Below are 1,895 nucleotides of genomic sequence, written 5' to 3' on the forward strand. Positions count from 1 at the left end.
CAATCGGCAGGAACCCCGCTGCAGTGATCAGTGTACCGGTGAGCATCGGGAACGCCGTGCTCGACCAGGCGTAGCTGGCCGCCTTGAGGCGGTCGGGGCGATGGCCATGATGTTCGAGTTGCGGATGCCTTTCTGCACACGCTCACGTACCGGGGCCCAGTCCAGCGACTCTTCCAGGTTGACGTCGATGTACTTGGCGCCACGGGCCTCGATCAGGATCTGTTGCGAGTCCAGCGGCAGGATGCCTTTGGACCACAGCGAACCCTGGAACGTCTCGTAGGAGCCGCGCTCATCGGCCAGGTCGCAGGAAGCCTGGATCGCGTAGTAGCTGACCGCTTCCATGGACTTGTCGGCGAACGCGACGGCAGCGTCGGAGCCGTAAGGAATGTGCTGCAGGTACAGCGCATCCTGGAAGCCCATGATGCCAAGGCCGACAGGGCGGTGCTTGAAGTTCGAGTTCTGCGCTTGCGGCACCGAGTAGTAGTTGATGTCGATAACGTTATCGAGCATACGCACAGCGGTCTTGACGGTACGCGCCAGTTTCGCGGTGTCCAGCTTGCCGTCGACGATGTGGTTCGGCAGGTTGATCGAACCCAGGTTGCACACGGCGATTTCGTCGGCGTTGGTGTTCAGGGTGATCTCGGTGCACAGGTTCGAGCTGTGGACCACGCCCACGTGCTGCTGCGGCGAACGCAGGTTGCACGGGTCCTTGAAGGTCAGCCATGGGTGGCCGGTCTCGAATAGCATCGAGAGCATCTTGCGCCACAGGTCTTTGGCCTGGATGGTCTTGAACACCTTGATCTTGTTGTACTCGGTCAGGGCTTCGTAGTACTCGTAGCGCTCTTCGAAGGCCTTGCCGGTCAAGTCGTGCAGGTCAGGCACTTCGCTTGGCGAGAACAGGGTCCACTTGCCGTCGTCGAAGACGCGCTTCATGAACAGGTCCGGGATCCAGTTGGCGGTGTTCATGTCGTGGGTACGGCGACGGTCGTCACCGGTGTTCTTGCGCAGCTCGAGGAATTCCTCGATGTCCAGGTGCCAGGTTTCCAGGTAGGCGCAGACCGCGCCCTTGCGCTTGCCACCCTGGTTGACGGCAACGGCGGTGTCGTTGACCACTTTCAGGAACGGCACCACGCCTTGCGACTTGCCGTTGGTGCCCTTGATGTACGAGCCCAGGGCGCGCACTGGGGTCCAGTCGTTGCCCAGGCCACCGGCGAATTTCGACAGCATGGCGTTGTCGTGGATGGCCTTGTAGATGCCCGACAGGTCGTCCGGCACGGTGGTCAGGTAGCAGCTCGACAGCTGCGGGCGCAGGGTGCCGGCGTTGAACAGGGTCGGGGTGGACGCCATGTAGTCGAACGACGACAGCAGGTTGTAGAACTCGATGGCTCGGGCTTCGCGGTCTTTCTCTTGCAGCGCCAGGCCCATGGCCACACGCATGAAGAACACCTGCGGCAGCTCGAAGCGCACGCCATCCTTGTGGATGAAGTAGCGGTCGTACAGGGTCTGCAGGCCCAGGTAGGTGAATTGCTGGTCACGCTCGTGGTCGATGGCCTTGCCCAGGCGCTCCAGGTCGTAGCCTTTGAGCGCTGGGTCGAGCAGTTCGAACTCGACGCCTTTCTCGACGTAGGCCGGCAGGGCCTTGGCGTACAGCTCGGCCATTTCGTGGTGGGTGGCGCTGTCGGCCACGCCCAGGAAGCCCAGGCCCTCGGCACGCAGGGTGTCCATCAGCAGGCGGGCGGTGACGAACGAGTAGTTCGGCTCGCGCTCTACCAGGGTACGGGCGGTCATCACCAGGGCGGTGTTGACGGGAGCCCGGAATCGGGTCACCGCCGATGCCGACACAGGTCGACTGGCCGAAGCCGGCGTCGGTGGTCTGCTTCACAGCTTCGTAGGTC

Annotated in this window: 3 pseudogenes; all 3 read right to left on the minus strand. The window is 62.7% G+C overall.

From position 1 onward, the window contains the following. Positions 1 to 94: pseudogene (locus ACQKPE_RS26400) on the minus strand (hypothetical protein); the annotation flags it as partial. After that, positions 85 to 1,806 (minus strand): annotated as a pseudogene (locus ACQKPE_RS26405) (ribonucleoside-diphosphate reductase subunit alpha); the annotation flags it as partial. The pseudogenes ACQKPE_RS26405 and ACQKPE_RS26400, both read right to left, overlap by 10 nt. 1 nt (position 1,807) lies before the next feature. Next, positions 1,808 to 1,895, minus strand: a pseudogene (locus ACQKPE_RS26410) (succinate--CoA ligase subunit alpha); the annotation flags it as partial.

This window comes from Pseudomonas sp. NPDC089554 (assembly GCF_050280645.1).
GTDB lineage: Bacteria > Pseudomonadota > Gammaproteobacteria > Pseudomonadales > Pseudomonadaceae > Aquipseudomonas.